Source organism: Nonomuraea sp. NPDC050227 (assembly GCF_044459705.1).
In the GTDB taxonomy this organism is placed as follows: domain Bacteria; phylum Actinomycetota; class Actinomycetes; order Streptosporangiales; family Streptosporangiaceae; genus Nonomuraea.
This window is the reverse complement of sequence record NZ_JBITJF010000001.1, coordinates 135,666-156,898: the sequence shown is the minus strand read 5'-3', so window position 1 is coordinate 156,898 and position 21,233 is coordinate 135,666. Positions and strand designations below refer to the sequence as shown.

24 protein-coding genes are annotated in these 21,233 nt (G+C 72.0%); 12 read left to right on the top strand and 12 right to left on the bottom strand.

Going from position 1 to position 21,233, the window contains the following annotated elements; genetic code table 11:
• Window position 1 precedes the first annotated feature (1 nt).
• Both ACIBK9_RS00910 and ACIBK9_RS00905 read right to left on the bottom strand, forming a co-directional pair.
• Window positions 2-1,102, bottom strand: coding sequence for a JmjC domain-containing protein (locus tag ACIBK9_RS00910; protein ID WP_397154157.1), 1,101 nt, complete (start codon window positions 1,100-1,102; stop codon window positions 2-4).
• A complete protein-coding gene (locus ACIBK9_RS00905) occupies window positions 1,099-2,229 on the bottom strand; it encodes a hypothetical protein (protein WP_397154155.1) in 1,131 nt (376 codons plus the stop codon). The genes ACIBK9_RS00910 and ACIBK9_RS00905 overlap by 4 nt, the downstream gene beginning before the upstream one ends.
• Window positions 2,230-2,912: 683 nt before the next feature.
• Here ACIBK9_RS00905 and ACIBK9_RS00900 point away from each other — a divergent pair.
• The gene (locus ACIBK9_RS00900; RefSeq protein ID WP_397154153.1) at window positions 2,913-3,854 is read left to right on the top strand and encodes a hypothetical protein; all 942 of its coding nucleotides are present in this window, start codon (window positions 2,913-2,915) and stop codon (window positions 3,852-3,854) included.
• A gap of 121 nt (window positions 3,855-3,975) precedes the next feature.
• Window positions 3,976-4,263 (top strand): hypothetical protein, encoded by a 288-nt coding sequence (locus tag ACIBK9_RS00895; RefSeq protein ID WP_397154151.1) that lies wholly within the window; start codon window positions 3,976-3,978, stop codon window positions 4,261-4,263.
• A gap of 74 nt (window positions 4,264-4,337) precedes the next feature.
• On the opposite strand, the gene ACIBK9_RS00890 is transcribed toward ACIBK9_RS00895, so the two are convergent.
• The 3 genes from ACIBK9_RS00890 to ACIBK9_RS00880 form a co-directional block, all read right to left on the bottom strand.
• Window positions 4,338-5,144: a type II CAAX prenyl endopeptidase Rce1 family protein gene (locus ACIBK9_RS00890; RefSeq protein WP_397154149.1), complete on the bottom strand. Its 807-nt coding sequence runs from the start codon at window positions 5,142-5,144 to the stop codon at window positions 4,338-4,340.
• A 118-nt stretch (window positions 5,145-5,262) separates the two neighbouring features.
• Window positions 5,263-5,619 carry a YdeI family protein gene (locus ACIBK9_RS00885; RefSeq protein WP_397154147.1) on the bottom strand — a complete coding sequence of 119 codons (357 nt, stop codon included), beginning with the start codon at window positions 5,617-5,619 and terminating at the stop codon, window positions 5,263-5,265.
• A gap of 5 nt (window positions 5,620-5,624) precedes the next feature.
• Window positions 5,625-6,038 carry a VOC family protein gene (locus tag ACIBK9_RS00880; RefSeq protein ID WP_397154145.1) on the bottom strand — a complete coding sequence of 138 codons (414 nt, stop codon included), beginning with the start codon at window positions 6,036-6,038 and terminating at the stop codon, window positions 5,625-5,627.
• 93 nt (window positions 6,039-6,131) lie between these two features.
• On the opposite strand from ACIBK9_RS00880, the gene ACIBK9_RS00875 reads away from it, so the two are divergent.
• A complete protein-coding gene (locus ACIBK9_RS00875; RefSeq protein WP_397154143.1) occupies window positions 6,132-7,058 on the top strand; it encodes a helix-turn-helix transcriptional regulator in 927 nt (308 codons plus the stop codon).
• 6 nt (window positions 7,059-7,064) lie between these two features.
• Here the strand turns inward: ACIBK9_RS00875 and ACIBK9_RS00870 are convergent, their stop codons facing one another.
• Complete coding sequence (locus ACIBK9_RS00870; RefSeq protein ID WP_397154141.1) at window positions 7,065-7,511, bottom strand: GNAT family N-acetyltransferase; 447 nt, start codon at window positions 7,509-7,511, stop codon at window positions 7,065-7,067.
• Between the two features lie 26 nt (window positions 7,512-7,537).
• Window positions 7,538-8,410, bottom strand: a complete 873-nt coding sequence (locus tag ACIBK9_RS00865; protein WP_397154139.1) for a winged helix-turn-helix transcriptional regulator — start codon at window positions 8,408-8,410, stop codon at window positions 7,538-7,540.
• A 52-nt stretch (window positions 8,411-8,462) separates the two neighbouring features.
• Here ACIBK9_RS00865 and ACIBK9_RS00860 point away from each other — a divergent pair, with 52 nt between their 5' ends.
• Both ACIBK9_RS00860 and ACIBK9_RS00855 read left to right on the top strand, forming a co-directional pair.
• Window positions 8,463-9,734 (top strand): MFS transporter, encoded by a 1,272-nt coding sequence (locus ACIBK9_RS00860; protein ID WP_397154137.1) that lies wholly within the window; start codon window positions 8,463-8,465, stop codon window positions 9,732-9,734.
• Window positions 9,735-9,791: 57 nt separating this feature from the next.
• Complete coding sequence (locus ACIBK9_RS00855) at window positions 9,792-10,682, top strand: SMP-30/gluconolactonase/LRE family protein (protein WP_397154135.1); 891 nt, start codon at window positions 9,792-9,794, stop codon at window positions 10,680-10,682.
• On the opposite strand, the gene ACIBK9_RS00850 is transcribed toward ACIBK9_RS00855, so the two are convergent.
• Window positions 10,648-11,562, bottom strand: a complete 915-nt coding sequence (locus tag ACIBK9_RS00850) for a LysR substrate-binding domain-containing protein (protein WP_397154133.1) — start codon at window positions 11,560-11,562, stop codon at window positions 10,648-10,650. The genes ACIBK9_RS00855 and ACIBK9_RS00850 overlap by 35 nt on opposite strands.
• Window positions 11,563-11,641: 79 nt before the next feature.
• Between ACIBK9_RS00850 and ACIBK9_RS00845 the strand changes: the two genes are divergently transcribed.
• Window positions 11,642-12,847, top strand: coding sequence for an MFS transporter (locus tag ACIBK9_RS00845; protein ID WP_397154131.1), 1,206 nt, complete (start codon window positions 11,642-11,644; stop codon window positions 12,845-12,847).
• An 18-nt stretch (window positions 12,848-12,865) separates the two neighbouring features.
• On the opposite strand, the gene ACIBK9_RS00840 is transcribed toward ACIBK9_RS00845, so the two are convergent.
• Both ACIBK9_RS00840 and ACIBK9_RS00835 read right to left on the bottom strand, forming a co-directional pair.
• Window positions 12,866-14,452, bottom strand: a complete 1,587-nt coding sequence (locus tag ACIBK9_RS00840) for a Coagulation factor 5/8 type domain-containing protein (protein ID WP_358289412.1) — start codon at window positions 14,450-14,452, stop codon at window positions 12,866-12,868.
• 110 nt (window positions 14,453-14,562) lie between these two features.
• Window positions 14,563-14,994, bottom strand: coding sequence for a MarR family winged helix-turn-helix transcriptional regulator (locus ACIBK9_RS00835; protein ID WP_397154129.1), 432 nt, complete (start codon window positions 14,992-14,994; stop codon window positions 14,563-14,565).
• Window positions 14,995-15,051: 57 nt separating this feature from the next.
• On the opposite strand from ACIBK9_RS00835, the gene ACIBK9_RS00830 reads away from it, so the two are divergent.
• The 5 genes from ACIBK9_RS00830 (at window position 15,052) to ACIBK9_RS00810 (ending at window position 18,394) form a co-directional block, all read left to right on the top strand.
• The gene (locus ACIBK9_RS00830; protein ID WP_397154127.1) at window positions 15,052-15,423 is read left to right on the top strand and encodes a VOC family protein; all 372 of its coding nucleotides are present in this window, start codon (window positions 15,052-15,054) and stop codon (window positions 15,421-15,423) included.
• Between the two features lie 82 nt (window positions 15,424-15,505).
• On the top strand, window positions 15,506-16,156 hold the full coding sequence (locus ACIBK9_RS00825) for a hypothetical protein (RefSeq protein ID WP_397154125.1): 651 nt from the start codon (window positions 15,506-15,508) through the stop codon (window positions 16,154-16,156).
• 173 nt (window positions 16,157-16,329) lie between these two features.
• Window positions 16,330-16,824 carry a sigma-70 family RNA polymerase sigma factor gene (locus ACIBK9_RS00820; protein ID WP_352355860.1) on the top strand — a complete coding sequence of 165 codons (495 nt, stop codon included), beginning with the start codon at window positions 16,330-16,332 and terminating at the stop codon, window positions 16,822-16,824.
• Window positions 16,821-17,528, top strand: coding sequence for a zf-HC2 domain-containing protein (locus tag ACIBK9_RS00815; protein WP_358289406.1), 708 nt, complete (start codon window positions 16,821-16,823; stop codon window positions 17,526-17,528). The genes ACIBK9_RS00820 and ACIBK9_RS00815 overlap by 4 nt, the downstream gene beginning before the upstream one ends.
• A 17-nt stretch (window positions 17,529-17,545) precedes the next feature.
• Window positions 17,546-18,394, top strand: coding sequence for a PHP domain-containing protein (locus tag ACIBK9_RS00810; protein ID WP_397154123.1), 849 nt, complete (start codon window positions 17,546-17,548; stop codon window positions 18,392-18,394).
• Between the two features lie 90 nt (window positions 18,395-18,484).
• Here the strand turns inward: ACIBK9_RS00810 and ACIBK9_RS00805 are convergent, their stop codons facing one another.
• Complete coding sequence (locus ACIBK9_RS00805; RefSeq protein WP_358289401.1) at window positions 18,485-19,081, bottom strand: alpha/beta hydrolase; 597 nt, start codon at window positions 19,079-19,081, stop codon at window positions 18,485-18,487.
• 103 nt (window positions 19,082-19,184) lie between these two features.
• Here ACIBK9_RS00805 and ACIBK9_RS00800 point away from each other — a divergent pair, with 103 nt between their 5' ends.
• Entirely contained in the window at window positions 19,185-20,375 is a 1,191-nt protein-coding gene (locus tag ACIBK9_RS00800) for an aromatic acid exporter family protein (RefSeq protein WP_397154120.1), read from the top strand.
• A gap of 421 nt (window positions 20,376-20,796) precedes the next feature.
• Here ACIBK9_RS00800 and ACIBK9_RS00795 read toward each other — a convergent pair whose 3' ends face one another.
• A complete protein-coding gene (locus ACIBK9_RS00795; protein ID WP_387679428.1) occupies window positions 20,797-21,165 on the bottom strand; it encodes a hypothetical protein in 369 nt (122 codons plus the stop codon).
• Between the last annotated feature and the right edge of the window lie 68 nt (window positions 21,166-21,233).

Genomic DNA, 21,233 nt, shown 5'->3' with positions numbered 1-21,233 from the left:
TTCACCCCACCTGTTCGACCAGGAGCAGCCCGGCCTTGACCAGCGCGTCGAGCCCGGCGTCGAGGTCGTCGTCGCCAAGCGGGATGCCCATGACGTCCTCGCGCCTGACGACCCGCCCCGCCGACCACGCCTTCACCCAAGGGGCGAGCCTGGCGTCGACGTTGAGCCGGACGCCGAGGCTCTCGATGGTGATCGTCTCCTCCTTGTACGTGACCAGCGGCGGGAAGCGGGCCGCCCACCGCAGGCCGGTGCCCGCGAAGGAGGCGCTCTGCACCGACCAGGGCAGCGACAGCCCCTCACGCCGTTCGAGTGACTGCGCGGAACGCAGTTCGCGCGCCTGGTGCACGTCCGTGGACAGCGAGGTCATCAGGGAGTCGAGCGCCACGGCGTCGTCAGGTCTGCGCTCGCCATGGCGGTTGGTCCACGCGTCCATCGCGGTCCTGGTCAGGTCCTCGGGAGTGGACAGGTGCACGCCGAACGTCCAGTGCAGGCTCGGCCCGATGCCGGTGGCCTCATGATCCCAGCGGCGCGGGATGTGCCAGACGTCGCCGGGGTGCATGTCCGCCTCCTCGATCAGCTTCGCGTCGGGCCCGGTGCCCTCCCAGATCCGCCAGCGTTTGCTGCCCTCGGCCTGGAAGATCACCGTGGAGTGACCGTCGCAGTGGCGGCCGAACGCCGACTTCTCGGTCCAGCAGGCGTAGCCGTTCACCCAGGCGGGGTCGTCGGCGAAGTACTCGAACTGCTCGCGCAGGCGGGCGGGCCCCACGTGCAGACGATCGGCCCGGTTCGCGATGAGCGTCGCGCCCGACCGCAGGTACTCGATCATCGGGCCGTAGCGCCAGTTGCGGTGCACGATGTCGCCGCCGTCGATGCGGGTGCTGATGTAGCTGCCCGGATAGGCGATCGGGTCCGCGGACAACCGGATCATCAGCGGCTCGATCGTGGTCGTCTTCATGAGGTGGTCGACGACGCTCCAGCCGAGCGAGGACTCCCAGGAGTGCTCCCGCGAGACCCGGCCCTTCAGCAGTTCGTGACCGAACGACTTGCGCCAGACGGTCTCCCCGCCCAGCGCCTCGACGATGATGTCCCAGGACAGTGTCATTGTGGTGTCCCAACGCTCCGAAGGACGCCTACCTGGATCAACGCCCGCACGGCGGCTCTCAGCTCGGGCGTGGCGGCCGCGTCGCCGAGCTCGTCCTCGCCGACGAGGGCTCCCGGCTGTAGGAGGCCGGCCAGATCGCCCAGGTCGACGGTGAGTTCCCGCCCCATGGCGAAGACGCTCCTGCCTGTGGTGATGATCGGTAAGCGGGTGACTTTGTACGGCGGGCCCAGATCGACGGCTCTGCGGGGGAAACGCGGCGGCGTGCCGTACCCGCTGGAGCGGAGCAGTCGCGCCAGGCGTTCCGCGGCCCGTTCGACGCCGTCGCCCGCGAGGGCGGCGCGGAAGGCGTCCAGCGGATCGGGCTCGTGGCGGCGGCGCATCTGGTGGAGCAGCGCCTCCGTCGCGGTCTGCGCGGGGTCCTCCGGATAGACCGTGAGCCCCAGCAATGTCGATGGGCCGTCATTGCGGAAGATGTGAAACATCCCCGCGGGAATCAAGAGGAAATCGCCCGGCGCGAGACGGACGCTTTCCGCCGCCGGAAGAAGCGGCTCCGCGTCGAGCGTTCTCGGCCGCCCGTTGCCGAGCGCGGAAAGGCTCGACCGCGACCACGTCCAGGCCGTTTTGCTCGCCGGGCCGAGATTGAAGATGAAGGAGGGCTCGGGGTCGGTGTGCACCCCGAAAGGAGTGGGACCGGCGCTGGCGACGAAGCAGTACCAGTCGATTCCTCGCGTCAGCGGGACGCCCGCCTCCGCGAGCGGGGCGACGAAATGCGAGTAGAGCAGTTCGCCGAATTCCGCGTCCCACGATTCCATGCCGTTGGCGGCGAGGCAGATGTCGGTCTTGCCGCCCTGCTCGAAAAGCCAGGAGTGGATGTCGTGCGCACGGGAGAAGGCACCCGACATCAGCCGCTCCGAGGCGTCGTAGTCGAGGGCGGCCCCGCGGAAGGCCCGCATCGTGGGCAGGTCCGCGTCGTCCTCGTCCACCCGGGTGGTGGCCGCCGCGACGGCGTTCAGCAGCAGGTCGGTGAGGGCCTCCGGCCTGGTGATCAGGCCGGGGACGTGCACGCGCTCGGTGAATCCGGGCGCGTTGCGCTCGCAGAGCTCCCGCCACTTCCCCTCGTCCAGCACGTTTCAGACCTCCGGAAGATTCCTGCGGCCGGTGGGCGCAAGACCCCGTTCCCTCGCGACGGACGGAAGGAGGTCTTGCGCCGTCGGCTCAGGACGCCTGGAAGGCGCCCGTCGCTACATTCGGATGACGTCCTGGGGGACGTCGTCTCCGTTCAGGAGATGCCGGGAACGGCCCGGATCGGGCCGATCCCGGTCGCGGCTCACCGTCAGTGGCCGACATCCTGCTCGGGCCGCATCCACAGCTGACGGCCCTGAGCGGTGGAAGTCGAGTCCTCGAACACGATGATGTCCGAGATGTCGACCACGGCCATGGGCGAGTCGTTACGCGACGGCGTTTCCATTGATGCTCCTCTCGTTGTCGTGGGAGACGCGACGCAATTCCGTCTCGATCTCCGTGAACCAGTGGGACAAGAGTGCGATCATCCGGTGCGCTGATCAGCTTGGGGCGATCACTGGAACGAACCTAACGACAGCCGATATGGATCCGCTTTCGCTGCGCTTTGGATCGCCTTTTCCGGCAAATGTGACGAGTGGGAGATCAGGCGCGGGATGAGCGGGCGGCCCGCCGACGAGCCACATCGGGTCGCCAACCGGCTGGAGCCGCTGTTCGACCTTCACCTTCGTGTCGCGGCAGCCTTGCAGCAACCAGGAACGTCCGGTCCGGGCCGTTCGTCGTTCATTGCGTGACCCTCTCCCCGGAACTTGACGAACGGCTGCGCGAGGCGTCCGCGAGGATGCACCGCGCCGAGCACGTCCGGCGTCTGCGCGGGAACGCCGCGCGGCAGATCGCGGACGTCCGCGACACCCTGAAGGGCCTGGAGTGCGAGCTGGCCGATGAGGAGCGCGACGTCGCCCGGCTGGAGGGCGGCCTGTCCGCCGTCCTGTCCCGCCTGCTGGGCAACCGGGAGGAGCGGCTGGCACGCGAGCGCGCCGAGGTGGTGGTGGCCAGGGAACGCGTGGACGGTCACCGCGCCCGGCTCGCCCAGCTCGAAGCCGACGTGGCGGCGGCCGACGCCGAGCTGGCCGTGCTCGACCCCGCCTCCCGCGAGTACGCGCGGCTGCTGGTCGAGAAGGAGCAGCAGATCGTCCGGAGCGGCGATCCGCGGGCGCGGGAGCTGGCCGACCTCGGCGCCGCGCTCGACCGGCTGAGCGCCGAGGTGCGCGAGTGCGACGAGGCCCACCAGGCGGGGCAGGGCGCGCACGAGGCGCTGGCCGTCGTGCTGCGCCTGCTCGACTCCGCCAGGACGGCCTCCACCTTCGACGTGTTCGGCGGCGGCCTGATCGCCGACGCCTTCGAGCACGACAGGCTGACCAGCGCCGACAAGGCCGCCTGGCACGCCCAGCGGGCCCTGGACGTCTTCTCCCGCGAGCTGGCCGACACCGGGATCGCGTCCCGGCCGGTGATGCCCAAGGTGGACACGCGGTGGTTCGTGGACGCCTTCTTCGACAACATCGTCAGCGACGTGCTCAAGCATCAGCGCATCGAGAAGACCAGGGCCGAGGTGCAGCGGCTGGCGCAGTGGGTGCGCGAGACCAGGGCGCAGCTGAAGGGGCGGCGCGGCCAGTTGCTGGCCGAGCAGTCGCGGCTGCTGACCAGGCGCGAGCAGCTGCTGCGTCCCGAGTAGCCGCTCGTCGAGCGCCACCGATCACTGTCGTCACGGACAGTAGTCGTGTGACTGCAATACGTGAATGATGGCGAGGACGCCGGCGCCACGGCGCCGTACCTCAAGGGACAGGAACGCGCTCATGCTCCGTACCACGACCAGCCTGACCGGCCTCGCCACCGCCGCCGCACTCGTCCTGAGCCTGGCGACCCCCGCCTCGGCCGCGACCGGCACCCTCTACATCAACCGGGCGCAGTACGACGACCCCAGCGGCTGCTACACCTCCGACAGCGCGAACCCCTTCGTCTACAACCGGACCGACGAGGTGGCCATCGTGTTCCTCCGGCCGGGCTGCCAGGGGCCGGTGACCGGGGCGGTACAGCCGAACGAAGGCCAGGAGATATTCGGCACCAGCGTGCTCATCCGGTAGGGAAAATCGTCCGGCCACGGCCCCGCGGCGTTGTGCGGGGTCGTGGCCTTCGTCGTTCCGGGGAAGGGGGCGGCTCACATCGAGGCGGCGCCGGAGGCGAGGGCGACGATGCCGACGACGGTCATCAGGAGCGTCGTGCCGGGGTGCATGGTGATCGAGATGCGGATGTCCTGCTTCTTCCAGGCCAGCCAGACGCCGGGGTAGAGGAAGACGAGCTTCGACAGGACGGTCCAGGGGGCCCAGAAGTGGTACACGGAGAACAGGAGGGTGTTGAAGATCGGGGCCCACTTGCCGAGCTGCGGCAGGCGGGGCAGCAGGAAGCCGCGGAAGTAGTACTCCTCGATCAGCGGCAGGGTGAAGCCGGTGAACGGCCCGCAGACGAGCAGCGTGGTGAGCACGACCGCCTGCGGGTAGCCCTGGAGGTAGGTGGTTCCGTCGGGGCCGGCGCCCTGGTAGTCGACCCAGGTGAAGAACCAGTCGTAGACGAGGTTGTCCAGCGGGGTCAGCGCGAGCGAGACGACGGTCATCCACACCAGGCACGCGCCCCCGAGCCACATGACCGTGCGGCGCGTGAGCGGCTTGTCGCGGTAGCGGACGACGCCCTTCATCGTGAAGCGGCCGGTCTGCTTCCTGCCCAGCCACAGCAGGAACAGCTGGAGCGGGAAGAGCACGATCGCGAGGGCCATGGCCCAGGCCGCGAAGATCGGCGCGCCCATCGCCCGCACCAGCGGGGCGGCGACGAACGCGTACACGGCCACGATGGCCGCGCCGGGCACCAGGTGCAGTGCGATGGAGAGCGGGACGGAGTGACGGTCCGCGAGGAGCTTCGCGACGAAGCCTGTCGGGTGGGAGCCGGCCGGGGGCCGCGTTGCTGTGTCCATGCCGGCAATCGTGGCCGGGCGACCCGACACGGCCCTGACATCGTTCTGACACGGCTTCGAGCCCCGTGAAAGGCGCACGTCACGAGGGGCCGGAGCGCCCCTGCCGAGCGGGAAGGCGTCAGGCGGGCCAGCGGCCGGTGGCCTTGGCGGCCTCGATCGCGGCGTGGCCCGCCGGGCGCATCCGGCCGGCGGCCGTCAGCGCCTCGGCCTTGGCGACGTTGATGGCGGACCAGGGGCTCCGGCGGGCGCGCGGCGAGTAGCGCTGGAGGTAGTGGTCGCCGTCGAAGGCCCTGCGGTGGCTGTCGATCCAGCCGTGGCACAGGGCTTCGTCCAGGGCCTCGTCGAGGGTGACGGTGGTCGCGGCGCTGTTCTTCTTGGCGATCAGCAGCCAGACGTCGGCGGCCGTCTCGTGGTGCTCGGCGAGCCAGGACCTCCAGGCGGCGGCGTCGTCCAGGCGCAGGGCGTCGTCGGTCATCGTGGTCAGCCCTTCCGGCTCGCGAGGACGTTGAGGTAGTGGTGGTTGATCATGATGCCGAGGATGTTGCCGAAGGGGTCGCGGACCGAGGCGGTGGTGAAGCCGGGGCCGCGTTCGGTGGGCTCGTCGTAGGGGGTGGCGCCCATCTCCAGCAGCCGCTCCCAGGTGGCTTCCAGGTCGTCGACGGCCCAGTAGACGATGGCGCCGCCGTCTTCGGCGCTCCAGCTCTGCGGGGCGAAGCGGGCGTCGATGATGCCGAGTTCGTGCTGGTAGTCGCCGACGCGGAACTCCGCGTAGACGGGGTCGCCCTGTTCGGGGCGCTGGAAGTAGGCGGGGATGCCGAGGAGGTCGGCGTACCAGTCGCGGGCGGCGGCGACGTCGTGGGCGTAGAAGCTGATGGTGGTGAGTCCGCGGAGCATGTCCTCGCGCCTTTCGTTGCGGTGGCTTGTGAGATCGATGCTGCCAGGCAAAGTGCTCATCGAATGAGCACTTTTTCTGACATCGTCGAAGACATGAGAGCGGATCGACTGGTGGCCGTCCTGCTGCTGATGCAGTCGCGTGGACGGGTGACGGCGGCGGACATCGCCGCCGAGATGGAGGTCTCGGTCGCCACGGCGCGCCGTGACCTGGAGGCCCTGTCGGCGGCGGGCATCCCCGTCTATCCGCAGGCCGGGCGCGGCGGCGGGTGGGCCCTGCTCGGCGGCGCCCGCACCGACCTGTCCGGGCTCAAGGCCTCCGAGGCCAGGGCGCTGTTCCTGCTGCTCGGCCCGGCCGCGGCCATCGCGCCCGAGGCCAAGGCGGCGCTGCGCAAGCTCGTACGCGCCCTGCCCTCGACGTTCCGGCAGGAGGCCGAGGCGGCGGCGGACGCCGTGGTGGTCGATCCGGCCCGCTGGGGCGAGCACCGCCGCGCCCGGCCCGCGCTCGTCAACCTGCTGGAGGACGCGGTGGTCCGGCGCCGGAAGGTCCGCCTCACCTACTCTGGACGGGCGCGCGTCGTCGCGCCGTACGGCCTCGTCGACAAGGACGACACCTGGTACCTGATCGCCGGCACTCCCGACGGGCAGCGGACCTTCCGCGTCGACCGGGTCACCGACGCCGAGGTCACCGACGACCCGGCCGAACGCCCGGCGGACTTCGACCTCGCGACGGCCTGGGACGAGGTCGTCACCGCGATGGAGGCCCGCCGCGCGACGACCACGGCCACCGCGACCATCGAGCCCCGCTACCTGCGCGTCCTGCGCGACCGCTTCGGCCGCCACTGCGAGGTGATCTCCCACGGGGAGCGGGTGCGCGTCACGCTCACCGCGCCGACCGCGCTGGACATCGCCCGCCAGCTCGCGGGCTGGGGCGACCTCGTCGTCGTGGAGGGCCCGGAGTCCGTCCAGCGGGAGCTGACGAAGCTGGCCGCGCAGCTCACAACGCTGTACGGCGGCGGCTGACGGCCCCTACCGGGCGGTGTCGCGGCGGTAGGTGTAGAGGATGAGGCCCTCGTGAAACCTGCCGATCTTGTCGTAAAGGGCGCGGGCCTGGGCGTCTTCGAGGGTGTTCCAGTAGAGGCTGGGGTAGCCGTGGTCCTTGGCGTCGCGGGCCACCCACTCGATCACCGCCGTCGCGATGCCCCGCCGCCGGAACGCGGCGTCCACGAACAGGTCCGCCATGTAGCACCTTCCGGCGTACCAGACGCTGGCGTGGAACAGGTAGTGCGCGATGCCCACCATCTCGCCGTCCAGGCGGGCGGTGATCCCGCGGGTCTGCTCGTCGTCGATCAGGCGTCGCCAGGTCCGTTCGTAGGCGTCGTCGTCGCGTTCGGTGTCGAAGTAGGCGTCCTGTCCGCGGGCCAGCACTTCCCAGCGGGCGCGGTCGGGTTCGGTCAGGAAGTCGATCTCCAGCATGGCGCCATCCTGCCGTAGGCCGGCGGTCAGCGGCCGCGGACGAGGGCGAGCATCTCGTCCACCGAACCGGCCGGATCGATGATCGGGAACTGCACGGCCCGGACGACCGCGTCGGGATCGACCAGCAGGGTGAGGCGCTTGAAGCGGTCGACGCCGGCCGTCCGGAAGGTCGGCAGCAGCAACCCGGCGGCGAGCCTGTCGTTCTGGTCGGACAGCAGGGGAAAGGGCAGTTTCGCGTGCGTGACGAACGCGGCCAGCTGGTCGGGGCGCTGGGTGCTCACGCCGCGGACCGTGGCGCCCGCCGCCTCGAAGTCGGCGAACCGTGACGCGTAGGTGAGAGCCTCCAGGGTGCAGCCCTTCGTGCCGGGGATGTCGGCCCAGCCGGGCGGGTAGTCCTGGGCGTCCGGGGCGAACGCGCCGGGGAAGAAGTAGAGCACCGTCCAGACGCCGGGCTCATTGGGCGCGGTCAGCTCGCCGTCGTGGCGTTCCAGCAGGACGCCGGGGATCTTCCGGCCGACCAGCTCGTGCACGCGACGGCTCTCGGCGGAGCCGTTCTGGCTGGTGGCGGTCAGGGCGCCGTCGCCCATCACGTGCCGCACGCCCCAGTCCTGGAGGGCGATGAGCGCCGGCAGCAGACCTTCGCCCTTCGCCGTCAGCACGTAGTCGTGGCGCGGCGGGCGGGTCGAGTAGGGCCGCCGTTCGAGCACGCCGTGTTCGACCAGCTTGGCCAGGCGTTCGGCCAGGGCCCGGCGGCTGACGCCGAGCTCGCGCTGCAGGCCGTCGAAGCGGGTGGTGCCGCCCGCGATGTCACGTACGACCAGGAACGTCCACCAGTCGCCGATCACGCCGAGGGCCTGCGCGATGCCGCAGTCGGAGTCGGGGAGATCGGCGCGCTTCACGGGCTCCAGTATAGTGCGTTCCATTCTGGGACTTACTTGGCGGAGGTGCGGGATGGGGATCGACGGCGGAGGTGGCGCGGCCGTCTTCTGGCGGTGGTGGACGGCCGGCACGACCAGCGCGGTCGGCTCGGCGGTCGGCGCGGTGGCGTTACCGCTGACGGCCCTGACCGTGCTCGACGCCTCCGCGTTCGAGATGGGCGTGATCGCCGCCGCCGCTTACGTCGCCTGGATCGTGATCGGCCTGCCCGCCGGGGTGATCGTGCAGCGGCTCCCGATGCGGACGGTGCAGATCGCCGCCGACCTGGCGCGCGCGGCGGCCATCGTGTCCATCCCGGTGGCCTGGTGGCTGGACGAGCTGACCGTCGCCCAGCTGGTCATCGTGGCCCTGGTGACCAGCTTCGCGAACGTGCTCTTCGACGTCGCCAACGCGACCTTCCTGCCGTCGATCGTGAGCAAGGAGCAGTTGCAGTCCCGCAACAGCCTGACCTCCGGCACCCACGCCACCACCCAGCTCGGCGGGCCGTCGGTCGGGGGGCTCGTCGTCCAGGTGCTCGGGGCGGTGCCCACCCTGCTCGTGGACGCCGTCAGCTACCTCGTCTCGGCCCTGCTGCTGCGGACCCTGCCCGAACGCCGTCCCGAGACCCCCGACCGCTACCCGCCGATGCGCGAGATGATCCGCGAAGGCCGGCGGTTCGTCGCGCGTCACCCGGTCATGGGTCCGTGCATGTGGGCCGCCACCGCGGTGAACACGGTCTGCGGGGCGCAGCACGCGCTCTACGCGCTCTACCTGGTACGCGAGCTGCACGCCGAGCCCGGCCTCGTCGGCCTGCTGCTGGCGGTGGAGGGCGTCGGCACGCTGATCGGCGCGGCGGCGACCAGCCGGCTCACGGCCCGGTTCGGCACCGCCCGTACGCTGGTCGGCGCGGGCTTCGTCGTGGTGGCCGGGGCGCTCGTCATCCCGCTCGGCGACGGCTGGCCGGGCTTCGCCGCGTTCGCCGTCGGCAACGTGGTGTTCGCCGCCGGGGTCGTGGTGCTCAGCGTGGTGACCCGGACGTACCGGCAGCTCGCCAGCCCGCCCGAGCTGCTGTCCCGGGTGATGGCCACGGTCCGCTTCGTCTCCTGGGGCGCGATCCCGGTCGGCGGGCTGGTCGCGGGGGTGATCGCCGGGCTGCTCGGCGCGCGGGCGACCCTGTTGATCTTCGTCGTCGCGGCCGTCTGCGTGCCGCTGGTCCTGCTGGCCTCGCCGATCCGGCGCCTGCGCGACCTCACCGACCATCAGGGGAGCGAGGAGAGCTCCGGCGCGCATGGTGTGCCGATCACATGATGATTCGCGGAAGTGGCGGTGACGTCATGGCGATCTTGCGGCGTCAGGATCACAGCCATGAAGCGCATCCCCCTCTTCCTCTCCACCGCCGCGCTGCTGACGCTGGTCGCCACGCCGGCCCAGGCCGCCGCACTGCGCCCGATCGTCGTGCAGCCGTACAGCGACCTCACCGAGGGCGTCACCGTCGCCCCGGACGGCACGATCTACGTCGGCCTGCTGACCAAGGGCGAGATCAGGAAGGTCGACAGCACCGGCACCGACAGCCTGCTGGCCGCCCTGCCCATCGGCGAGGGCAAGCTGAACGGCCTGGCCACCGACCGCCAGGGCAACGTCTACGCCGCGCTCAACTCCGGTGAGGCCGCCACCAACGGCATCTGGCGGATCACCTCCTACGGCGAGGCCAAGCTCTACGCCGCGCTGCCGATCGGCTTCGCCAATGGCCTGGCCTTCGGCCCCGACCACGCGCTCTACGTCACCGACACCACGAACAGCGTCGTCTACCGCGTGACCGACGGCAAGGCGGCGGTCTGGGCGAAGTCGTCCCTGTTCGTCGGCTCGGACGGCACCGGGGCGAACGGCATCGCCTGGCGTTCGGGCGCGTTCTACGTGGCCGTGTCCGACGAAGGACAGATCGTCCGCGTCCCGTACGGCAAGGGCGGCAAGGCGGGCGTGCCGACCGTGTACGTCAAGGACGCCAAGCTGGCCGGCGCCGACGGCGTGGCCTTCGACGTGCGCGGACAGCTCTACGTGCCGAGCTACACGGGCAACACCCTCAGCGTCGTCCGCACCGGCGGCGGCGTGGAGGTGCTGGCCGACAAGCTGGACAGCCCCGCCAGCCTGGCCTTCGACGGCAAGGCGCTCTACTTCGTCAACATCGGCGGCAACGGCGCGCCCAGCCTGATGAAGACCAAGGTCAAGCTCCCGGGCCAGCCGCTGCTGCGCGGCTGACCCCGCTCCCGCCGCCGGACGGCGGGCCGATCAGGCCGAGGAACGCCGTGGCCGCCGCGGACGGGTGGGCGCCCCAGATCAGGTGCTCCACCCGGGCCGGGGCGTCGCGGAGGCGGACGAGGCCGAGGTTCGGGAAGCGGGGGGCGTAGGCGGCGGGGAGCAGGCCCACGCCGAGGCCGTGCCGGACCAGGTCGACCATGAACTCGGCGGAGGTGACCTCGAAGGCGACCTCGCGGTGGACGCCGGCCGCCGCGAACGCCACGTCCGACTGGATGCGCCCGGCGTGACCGGCGCGGAAGTCGATGAACGGCTCGTCGGCGAGGCCGCGCAGGTCGCTCTCGCCGCCCGCGAGGGGGTGGTCCGGGGCGACGACGGCGACCAGCTCGCCCCGGGCCAGCGGGCGGCTCTGGACGGCCTTCGGCTCCGCGCGGGTCGGCAGGCCGAGGAAGGCGACGTCCGTCTCGCCGCGCCGGACGCGTTCGATCAGGTCCTCGCTGCCGGCGGAGACCAGCGTGATGCGCACCCGCGGGTGCCGGCGGCGGAACTCCTTCAGCACGACCGGCAGGTCCACGGCGGAAACCGTGGGGATCGAGCCGACGGCGAGCCGCCCGCGGATCTCCCCGCTGGCCGCCGCGACGTCGGTCCGCACCCGGTCGGCGGCCTCCAGGCAGTCGCGGGCCGCGGGCAGGAACGCCTCCCCGGCCGCGGTCAGCCGCACGCGGCGGCTGGTGCGCTCGAACAGCCGGGCGCCCAGCTCCCGCTCCAGGGCGGCGATCTGGTGGCTGAGCGCCGACTGCACGACCCGGCAGCGCTCGGCGGCCCGGGTGAAGTTGCTGGTCTCGGCGACGGCGAGGACGTACCGCAGCTGTTGAAGCTCCATGGATCAATCGTGTCAGACGATCGATCGCGATGAAAACTATGTGTTGGACTCATCGATGGAGAGTCGGCAGGCTGGGCGCATGACGCAAACTCTTTCTCCGCAGGCGACGCGCTCCGCCTTCCGGGCGTGGGCGGGGGTCGCCGCGATCACGGCCAGCCTTTTCGTCTTCCTCACGACCGAGTTGATGCCGGTGGGGCTGCTGACCCCGCTCAGCGAGGATCTGGGCATCTCCGTGGGCGCGGCCGGGTTGATGGTGACGTTGCAGGGCGTGTCGGCCGGGCTGGGCGTGCCGTTCATCGTGGCGTGGTCGCGGCGGGTCAACCGGCGGGTGCTGTTGTCGGTTCTGCTGGCGGTGCTGGCCGTGGGCAACCTGGTGACCGGCATCGCGCCGAGCTACACGGTGATCTTGACGACGCGGCTCCTGCTGGGCTTCGCCAGCGGCGTGTTCTGGGCCATCGGCGTGAGCATGGCGATGCGGCTGGTCGAGGAACGGCACGCCAACCGGGCCGCCGCCATCGTGATGTCCGGTATCTCGGTCGCCACCGTGGTCGGCATCCCGCTCGGCACCTTCCTGGAGAGCCTCACCGACTGGCGCACCACGTTCCTCATCTGGAGCGGGCTGAGCGGGCTGGTGTTCCTGGCGGTCGCCTTCGCGATCCCGTCGCTGCCGTCGGCGAACGCCGTCTCGGTCCGCGAGGTGTTCGGGCTTCCGCTGCGGAACGTGCCGCTGCGCATGGTGCTGTTCACGGTGGTGCTGTTCGTGCTCGGCCACTTCGGGGCCTACACCTTCGTCCGGCCCTTCCTGGAGGCCAACGCGGGCGCCTCGCCGCTGCTGGTGACCGGGGTGCTGATGGTGTTCGGGGTGGCCGGCGCGATCGGCAACTTCGTCGCCGGGCACACCGTGAGCCGCAGCCTGCGGGGCAGCTTCGTCGTCGGCGCCGCGGGGCTCGTGACGGCCATGCTGCTGCTGCTCGCGCTCGGCGGCAGCGCCACGGGGGCGATCGTGGCGCTGGTCGTCTGGGGGCTGTCGTTCGGGGTGGTGCAGCTCGCCCAGATCAACATGACGCTCGCCGCCGCGCCGGAGACCTTCGAGGCGGCCATGTCGCTCAACACGATGGCGTACAACACCTCCATCGCGCTCGGCGCGCTCTTCGGCGGGCTGTTCGCCGACAACGTCGGCGTGACCAGCGTCGTGTGGTTCGGCGTGGCGCTGACCGCGGCCTCGCTGCTGCTCAACCTCGCCACCGGCCGGCGGACCTCGCGGTCCGTCCAGCCGGTCGCGTGAACGACGGGGACGCCCGCCTCAGGGCAGTCGCCGCGCGGCGGTCGCCTCCCAGGTCCGCAGGTACGATTCCGCGCCGCTCGCCAGGTCACGGACGATGTCCTGACCGGCGAGCAGGCGCATGTCCTCGATCCAGTCGGGGACCAGGCCGTAGTTGGCCACGCCGTCGACGTTGACGTCCCAGACCCGCTGCCCGGTGCGCTGGCGGTCGAGGCGCACGCTCCCGTCGAAGGACGTGAACGGGTACGTCACCGGGTTCGCGGCGTTGCCCGCGCGCGGGGCGGGCAGGCGGCCCATGCCGTTGACGTCCAGGCCGTAGCCGTATCCGGGCACGTTGTACTGCTGCCGCAGCGGCGCGGTGCGCCGCCACTCCGCGACGAAGTCGGGGGAGTTGTGGCCGTACTGGGTGATCATGCCGCCGAGGGCGTAGATCCGGCTGAAGAAGCCGGGATCGGCCCAGCTGTGGGAGGAGATCACGCCGGGGTAGCGGGCCGCCTCCAGCAGGCCGAGCGTCTGGGCCGCGGCCTTCACGCTCATGTGGTCGATCTCCACCATCATGCCGCGCCGGATCAGGCCCTGGACCATGTACGTGCCGAGCGAGGTCAGCCCCCGGGTGTTGCAGTGGGGCGCCGGCGGGTACAGCGGCAGCGAGACGCCCGGCGGCAGCAGCCGCGCGATCTGGTCGGGCAGCACGCCGGCCGGGTCGATGGTGTTGTCGTGCTCGGGTCCTGTGCAGGTGCGGGCCTGCCAGAACGAGCCGGTGGACAGCAGGTTGCCGACGTTGACGATCGCGCCCTGGGTGCCGGAGTCGAAGCGCACGCCGCACAGCGCGTTGTCGTACTTGTGGCAGACGAACATGCTGCGCACGCCGAGCGCGTACATCTCGTCCAGGCCCCGGTCGATCTGGGACTTCGTGCACTGCGGGATGCCGAGGATCTGCCGGCAGCCGAACGGCTCCGACGTCTCGATCCCGAGGACGACGGCCAGCTTGCCGGCCGCGGCCACGCTCCTGGCCTCGGCGGGGTCGTTCACGAGGCGGAACCAGCCGCGCCCGGGGCCGCCCGACTCGGCGTCGATGTGGTCCTGCAGCTCGCGGGCCCGCTGGGCCTGCAGGCGGATGGACGTCATCTCGTCGCAGGAGTACTTCTTCAGCGGGTAGATCGCGCACAGCTGCCGGTTGGCCACCAGGTCGTTGACCAGCACCCGCAGCCCGCCGCGCCAGGCGCGCTCGACCCAGGTGTAGTACGCCTGCTGGTGGGTCAGCGAGTCGTTGGCCGGCCAGTCGCGGAAGGTGGGCCAGCCCACCGGGTCGTGGGTGCCGGTGGGCTTGCCGGTCCTGGTGAAGTTCTCGTACCAGGCCAGCTCGCCGTTCGGGTAGTGGTCGGGGCAGTCGGTCAGCGCGTGCTCGATGCCGTCGGGGTCGAACGGCTTGCCGCACATGAGCATGCCGCCGAACGTCTCGTACGAGAACAGGTGGCTGTGGCCGTCCACGAAGCCGCTCACGGCGGCGGCGGCGTGCGCGGCGGCGGTCGGGACGGACGGCGCGACCAGCGCGCCGGTCAGGAGAAGGACGGCTGCGGCCGCCCGGCGGATGAGACGGTGGAACACGGGACCACCTCCCAGGCTGCGGTACCGGGGTCGCCGCAAGCATCCACCGCCGGAAGGGTCCCGGCAAGACCGAACATGAGCTGATCTCATCTAAATTTGCGACCGAAATGTCAGGCGCCCACGTCGTCGGCCAGGCGGCCGAGGTAGGCGCCGAACCGCCGCCGGTCCGCCTCGTCCCAGGACGCGGTCAGGTCGTCGAAGACGTGCCGCTGCCATTGCCGGGCGGCGGCCAGCAGGGCCTCGCCGCTGCCGGTGACCCGCAGCGCGGCCCGGCGCCGGTCGTGCTCGCTGGTCTCGCGGACGAGATGGCCGGCGGCGACGGCGTCCTTGACCATGCGGCTGGCGCCCGAATGGTCGAGGCCGAGCTGGTGGGCCACGCCGGCGACGTCCGCCTCGCCGGGGGAGCTGCGCACCGCCTCCAGGAGCAGGACGTGCTGGACCTGACCCAGCTCGCCGACCGCCTGCCCGGCCCAGCGGCGCGACCAGAAACGGACCAGCCGGAAGAGCGCGGGGCCGCCGTCGGCGGAGAAGTCGTCGTTCACGGGGTCAGTCTATGCGGATATTGTATGCGTATCGCATGCAATTGAGAGGAGAGCGCCATGGGCATCACGCTCGACCACCTGATCGTCCCCGCCGCCGACAAGGACCTGGCGGCGGCCTTCCTCGCCGGGCTGCTGGGCCTGGAGGCGGGCGCGCCGTCGGGGCCGTTCACGCCCGTACGGATCAACGACGACACCACCCTCGACTTCGACGACCGCCACCACGCCCAGCCCGGCCACTACGCCTTCCTGCTGGACGACGACGCCTTCGACGCGCTCCTGGCCCGGCTCGCCGCCGACCTGGACGTCGAGTACGGCTCGGGCCCCTGGAACGGCTGGGACCGGCGGACCAACGACCTGGGCGGCGGCAGGGGCGTCTACGTGCGCGACCCGAACGGTCACAGCTACGAGTTCTTCACAGCCGTTCCATGAGTTTTCCGCATGGGAGCCGTTGAACCCGGCCCGCGCGGGACGGCGTACACCCTGACGACGAGCACCGAGCCGGAGGACGGCGATGGACAGTCAGGGATGGGGTGGCGGGCTGGCCCTTCGGCCGCGCGACTACCTGGGCATGGGTGAGCCGCTGGCCGACGTGGTCGCGGCGGCGGGGCCGTACGAGGGGGAGGCGCTGCACCGGCTCGCGCTGGGCACGGCCGCCACCATGGCCAGGCTGCATCTGACCGGGATCGCGGGGCTGCGGCTCGGGCCGCACAACGTGCTGGTCGGGCCGCTCGGCGAGGCGTCGTTCGCGCCCGGCCCGCGGAGCAGCGACCTGCCGCCGGCCGACGTGCGCGAGTGGGCCGACGTGATCGTCTTCGCCGCCGCCGGGCCCGCCGGGGGCGGGCACGCCGCCGGGCACGCCGGGGCCGGGCAGGCCGGGGGCGGGCACGCCGGGGGCGGCGACGACCTCGGCCGGCTGCCGGCCCCGCTGCGCGGCCTGGTCGACCGGTGCCGCCGGCCGGACCCGGCCGCCCGGCCGACGGCGATCGAGCTGGTGCGCGTCCTGCTCGGGCACGCGGCCTCCGCCCGGCACGCCTCGGTGCGCGACCTGCTGCGCGAGGCCGAGGCATGGGCCGGTCCGCACGAGCCGGCACGTCCGGAGGCGCGTTCGGAGGTACGGCCGCGAGCGGCGGGTCGGCACGGGCGTGCGTCTTCGGGGGAATGATCAGCTTTTTATCGATGAATCAACAGGTGGGGGGATTGATGCAAATCCCGTATCTTGTTCCTCGCCCGTGCTAGGGCAATAATTCAATATCAGTAGTTATCCGGGCGACATTTCATGATGTACGCAGCGCGAGGAGTCGCCGCGTGAATCATCGTGTGACCGACGAGGCCATGGTGCGGGCCCTGTACCGCGAATACGGGTCCCCGCTGATGGCCTTCGCCGTGCGGCTGACGGGCGGCGACCGGCGCTGGGCGGAGGACGTCGTCCAGGAGACGCTGGTACGCGCCTGGCGCAACCTGGGGGACCTGCGGACCGACAACGGCTCGTTGATGCCCTGGCTGGCCACCGTGGCCCGCCGGGTCGTGATCGACGACCGGCGCCGGGCCGGCACGCGTCCCCTCGACACCGTGGAGGAGGTCCCGGAACGGGCGAACGCCGTGGCCGCCGAGGACGACCGCCTGCTGCGCGAGATCGTGGTGACCGACGCCATGCTCTCGTTGTCGCCGGCGCACCGCCAGGTGCTCACGGAGACCTTCCTGCGCGATCGCACACTGCAGGAGGCCGCGGAGACGATCGGCGTGCCCGTGGGCACGGTGAAGTCCCGCGTGTACTACGCGATGCGGGCGTTACGCATCGCATTGGAGGAAAGGGGGGTGGGGCTCCCGTGAACGAAGTGCACCACGAGGACGTGGCGGCGTACGCGCTGGGCCTGCTGGACGACGACGAGCGCAACGCCTTCGAACGCCACCTGCACGGCTGCCCGAGCTGCGCCGGCGAGGTCGGCGCGTTCGCGGCCATGGGGGAGCTGATGCGCGACGTCGACCCCGACGACCTGCGCGCCGGACCGGTCGATGCAGAACTGGACTCCCCGGTCGAGTCGCTGCTGGTGCGCCGGGCCGCCGTGGAGCGCCGCCGCCGCACCCTCCACCGGGGGCTCATGTCGGCCGCCGCGTGCTTCCTCGTCGCGACCGGCGTCTTCCTCGCCGTCAACGCGGCGACCTCGGGCCCCAACCCCGACAGCGTGCACAGCCCAGCCCGCGCCCTGCTCATGACCGGCCGCACCTACCCGGTCAACGACCCCGCGACCGGCGTGTCCGGCGTGGTGGGCGTCGAGGACAAGGGCTGGGGCACCCACGTGGCGCTGGAGCTCAAGGGCGTCAAGGGGCCGCTGAAGTGCCGGCTGGTGGCCTTCGGCGACGACGGCCGCTCGGAGACCGTGGCGAGCTGGGGCGTGCCCGACAAGGGGTACGGCGTCCCGGGCGCCCCCGACCCCCTGCTGCTGCACGGCGGCACCAGCCTGACCCAGGACGACCTCAACCACTTCACCATCGAGACCCTGGACGGCCGCATCCTCGCGACCGTGCAGGTGTGACCGCCTACCATCGAGCGATGCGCATCGACCTGCACAGCCACAGCACCGCCTCCGACGGCACGCAGCCGCCGGCCGACGTGGTGCGCCGCGCCCGCGAGCGCGGCCTCGACGTGCTCGCGCTGACCGACCACGACACCGTCGCCGGGCACCGCGCGGCCGTCGAGGCGCTGCCCGAGGGCCTGACGCTGGTGCCGGGCATGGAGCTGTCGTGCCGGCGGGCCGGGCAGAGCATCCACCTGCTCGCCTACCTCTTCGACCCGGCCGACCCCGAGCTGCTGGCCGAGTGCGAACGCATCCGCCGGGCCCGCGAGGAACGCGGCAGGCTGACCGTCGAGCGGCTGGTCGAGCTCGGCGTGCCGATCACCTGGGAGCAGGTGGCCGCGGTGGCCGGCGACAGCCCGGTCGGACGGCCGCACATCGCCCGCGCCATGGTCGCCGCGGGGGCCGTGGCCGCGCCGGAGGAGGCGTTCACGCCCGAGTGGATCGGCGCCGGCGGCCGCGCGCACGTCACCCGCTACGCCCTCGACCCCGTACGCGCGGTGCGCCTGGTGCGGTCGGCCGGCGGGGTGCCCGTGCTGGCCCATCCTAAGGCGGTCCGGCGCGGCGAGGCGGTGCCCGACGAGTGGATCGCCGAGCTGGCCGCGGCCGGGCTCTTCGGCGTGGAGGCCGACCACCTCGACCACGACGACGAGGCCCGCGCCCACCTGCGCCGCCTCGCCGCCGGGCTCGGCCTCGAAGTGACCGGGTCGAGCGACGACCACGGCGAGCTGACCGGTCACCGCCTGGGCTGCGAGACCACCGACCCCGAGGTCTACGCGCGCCTGCTCGCCGAGGCGAAGGGCGCCGCACCGATCGCGGGCCGTTGAAACCCGCACCCGTCACGGGCCGTTGAAGGCCGCACCGATCGCGGGCCGTTGTAAGCCGCGCCCATCAGGGGCCGTTGAAGGCCGTACCGGTCACGGCGCGTTGAAGTACGTGGTGAACCAGTCGCGGGCGTGTCCGGCGACGCTCTCCAGCGCGCCCGGCTCCTCGAACAGGTGGGTGGCGCCGGGCACGACGGTCAGGCGGTGCTCGGCGCTCAGGTGCCGCTGCGCCTCCTCGTTCAGGTCGATCACGATCGGGTCCCGGCCGCCGACGATGAGCAGCGTGGGCGCGCGCACCGCGGCCAGCCGCTTCCCGGCCAGGTCGGGCCGCCCGCCGCGGGAGACGATCGCCGCGATCCGGTTGTCCGGCTCGGCCGCCGCCCACAGCGCCGCCGCCGCGCCCGTGCTCGCGCCGAAGTAGCCGATCGGCAGCCCCGCGGCCTCCTCGTGCCCGCGCAGCTCCTCCGTACGCTCCAGCAGCCGTCCGGCCAGCAGCGCGATGTCGAACACGTTGGCCCGGTCGGCCTCCTCCTCGGGCGTGAGCAGGTCGAACAGCAGCGTCCCCAGGCCGGCCTTGTTCAGCACCTCGGCCACGTACCGGTTGCGCGGGCTGAGCCGGCCGCTGCCGCTGCCGTGCGCGAACACCACCACCCCCCGGGCGGCGTCAGGGACGACCAGGTCGCCGGTCATGCTTCACCTCCGACGGGCGCGCTGCCCCGCTGCGCCACAACCTTGCCGCTACCCAGGCACGGCGACCTCTATCCACCGCTCGAATGGGCATTGACCTGGGAGTATGGACAAGGAGCCGGGGCGCAAGCAGCAGAGCGCCGGCGCGCCGCTCGGGCGGATCGTCTCGGGCGCGGCGGCCGGGCTCGCGCGCCTGCGCGCCCAGGGGTTCCGGAAGTGGCTGGGGGCCGAGCGGGAGGCGTTCACCCAGACGGTCAAGGTGACGCTGGCCTGCGTGTTCGGGTGGTGGCTCGCCACGTTCGCGTTGAAGGTGCCGCTGCCCGTGCTGGTGCCGATCGGGGTGCTGCTCACGGTCTCGGCCACCGCCTACAGCACGGTCGTCCGCGGGTTCCAGCAGGTCGGGGCGGTCGTGGTCGGGGTGGCGGCGGCGTCGGGGGTGATCTGGCTGATGGGCGTCAACGCGCTGACGCTGGGCCTGCTGGTGGCGGCCGGGCTCGTGCTGACCCGGCTGCTCAACCTGCCGGCCCAGAACGTGCAGATCCCGATCACCGCCCTGCTGGTGCTCTCGCTCGGCCGCACGTACGGCTTCGCGCGCCTGGCCGACGTCCTGCTCGGCGCGGCCATCGGCATCGCGGCGAACCTGCTCATCCTGCCGCCGCGCTTCGTCGAGCACGCCGCCAGGGAGTTGTGCGACATGTCGGCCGAGCTGGCCGACCTGGCCCAGGACATGGCCGACGGGCTGAGCGGCCACTGGACGGAGGACATGGCACGCGACTGGCTCGACCGCGCCCGCGAGCTGTCCCAGCGCCTGGAGGAGACCAAGGACACCGCCGACCAGGCGGCCGAGTCCGTGCGCCTGACCTTCCGCCGGCGCCGCCGCTACGACCGGCGGCTGCGCCAGTCGGCCGAGGCCGCGACCTGCCTCGACCACGCCGGGCACCAGCTCAGGAGCATCGCGCGCGGGCTGGTGGACCTGGTCGCCGGCGCCCGCGGCCTGCCCGGCGAGAAGGCCGCCGACCTGCCCGAGCCCCTGGCCGGCGAGCTGCGCGCGCTGTCGCGCATCTTCCGCGACTTCGGCCTGATCCAGGTGGGCAAGGCCGCGTCCAGGGACATGGCGAACCTGTGCGCGGCCCTGCGCGAGGGCGAGCACCAGCAGCGCCACCTGGCCGCCGAGCTGGCCGGCTCCCCGCCCAAGGGCCCCCTGTGGCCCCTGTACGGCGCCCTGCTCGACGACTGCGCCAGGATCCGCCACGAGTTCGACCCCGACACCGGCCCCCACCGGTCCGCCTTCCCCTGACCCCGACCCCCCCGGCCCCCATTGCCCTGCCTTCCCCTACCCCGGAAGCGGCCGCCATCGGCCCGCCTTCCCCCGGGTTCCGCCCGCGGGCCCGCGGACCGTGTCATGATCCCCTCGTGATCGACGCGGAGACCGGCTGGTATTTCATGCACGCCTCGATCAAGGGCGTGGTCCTGACCGACGAGGGCGTCCCGCTCTGCAGGAACCCCAGGAACGCCTGGGAGCTGCCCGGCGGCTGGCCCGACCGGGCCGGTCGAGCCGCGTGTCAGCGAGGAGCACAGCGACCTGCGCTTCTTCCCCGTCGACCGGCTGCCCGACGACCTCGAAGCCGGCTACGCGCCGCTGATCAGGGCGGCCGTCGGCGCGTGGCGCGAAGACGGCGGGACGCCACCGCGAAGGTGACGGCCCGCCGCGCCCCCGTTCAGGCCAGGAGCAGCGCGGAGACGAACTGGAGCAGGTGCCAGGCCACGTACGCGGCCAGCGAGCAGAACGCCCACTCCTTGCTCCTGCTCACCCGCGCCACCCAGACCAGCACCTCCACCGGTTCGGACCGCGGCCTGACCGCCCGTGCCGCGAAGTAGGCCGCCATCAGCCAGGCCGCCCCCGACGCGGTGAGCAGCCCTACGGACAGGGCGAGCAGCACCCCCGGCCCCGCCGGCGGGTCACCCGGCGAGAGCTGACGGGTCCAGGCCGCCAGCACCCCGGCCAGCAGGCCGAGCGTGACCCGCCGATCCCTGCGCGCCTGTCGCTTGAGTGACTGCAGGTCTCGACGCATCTGGTGCTTGAGCATCCGGATCACCTCCGTGTCGTCGCTGGTGGCACCAGCTAACGAGAAGGCGCGGAGAAGATCTGCGACCT